Genomic DNA, 1,539 nt, shown 5'->3' on the forward strand with positions numbered 1-1,539 from the left:
GACCAGCTGGATGTGGATCGATTCGGCCATCCAGCGCGCATCGGGCGGCAGGGCGTCGCCAAGCTTCGACATCTGGAACAGCGTATCGATGCCGGAGAGATTTCCAGCCAGTGACGTCGCGGTGTTTTGCGAGCGCCAGTAGATCGCCTGTTTCGGCTTGTCCGCATCCGGCTTGCCGCCGAAAAAACCTTTCAAGCGCACATCGCGGACCATTTCCAGCTCATTGATGAAGACGCCGACCAGTTCCGTCACGGCTTCGTTGCCGTCGCGGTAGAGCGGGTTCCGAGGCCCCGGATTGGCCCAAAGGGCAGCAAATCCGTCCGGCTTGTTCCAGGCGGCGCTGACCTCGCCAGCCATGGTTTCGATGTTTCCGGCAACCGCGGCGCCATAGGCGCAGCGATAGGGATCATCCTTGCCCGCCAGTGCGTCGGCGCCGTCGCCGTAAAGCACGAATTCCAGCGCACCCAACCCCTGCATGGCAACGCTCTTGCCGGCCAGCTGTGCCGGATCGGTGGCGTTCGGGTCCTTGTCCGCCAGAGCCGCCTGCACCTGCTTCAGGCCGATGCTCTTGCGATCCGGCCAGAACAGCGTGCGCTCCAGACGATTGTTCTCCTTGATCGGCCCGAAGCCGATGATCTCGGCCGATGACCAGGCATAGACCGTGACCGAGAATTCGGCCCGCGCCGCGTCGAGTTCCCCTTGCGAAGGCGCTTCGCAGAGCTTGTGCATTGCTTGCGTCAGGACTTCCGCGTGCTGATGCAACTCGGCATAGGCCGGGCGGACAAAGCCATTGATCGCCCGCTGGATGATGTCGGAGGCCTTGACCGCCGCAGACGCCGGGGCACCGCCCAGCAAAGCCAGCGGAACAACGAGAAACAATGCAGAGCGCTTGAACATCACAGTGACTCCAGGAATTTGAGCAGCGCATAACGGTCGGCCGCGCTGGCCACGGCAAAGCGGTCGCGCGCTTTCTGCGCTTCGCCGCCATGCCACAGGATGGCCTCGGTCAGGCTGCGCGCGCGCCCGTCATGCAGGAAGAAAGAATTGCCGTTGACCGTCTCGGTCAGGCCGATGCCCCACAGCGGCGGCGTGCGCCATTCATTGCCCGTCGCATCGCCCACCGCCTGGCCATCAGCCAGATCAGGCCCCATGTCGTGCAGCAGGAGGTCGGAATAGGGCCAGATCAACTGGAAGGCCTGCGCCTTGTTGGGCGTGCCGCGACGGGTGACGAATTTCGGTGTGTGGCAGGCAATGCAGCCGATCTCATAGAAGACCTTCTTGCCCGTGAGCACTTGCCGCGCGTCGAGGTCGCGGCGCGCCGGCACGGCCAGGTTCTGCGAATAGAAGGTGACGAGATCCATCACCGGCGGCGGCGCCTCGACCGGGCCGAGACGCAGCTGCACGCCGTTCGGCATGGCGAGGCATTTGGCTTGCGCCGCGGTGCAGTCGCCCCAGTGTTTCGGCTCTTCCGGCGTCGAGATGCCGATGTCGCCGGCAAAGGCGTCCGCCGCCTGCTGGCGGGTCGACGCGGTTTGCGCC

At 64.7% G+C, this 1,539-nt stretch carries 2 protein-coding genes; both read right to left on the minus strand.

Going from position 1 to position 1,539, the window contains the following annotated elements:
* Window positions 1-897, minus strand: an 897-nt coding sequence (locus EN935_RS35395; protein WP_127374198.1) for an imelysin family protein, incomplete at its 3' end; no start/stop codon positions are given.
* Window positions 897-1,539: di-heme oxidoredictase family protein (locus EN935_RS35400; RefSeq protein ID WP_127374199.1), on the minus strand; the 643-nt coding region annotated here is incomplete at its 5' end. The genes EN935_RS35400 and EN935_RS35395, both read right to left, overlap by 1 nt.

This window comes from Mesorhizobium sp. M7D.F.Ca.US.004.03.1.1, assembly GCF_003998635.1.
GTDB classification, from domain to species: Bacteria; Pseudomonadota; Alphaproteobacteria; order Rhizobiales; family Rhizobiaceae; genus Mesorhizobium; species Mesorhizobium loti.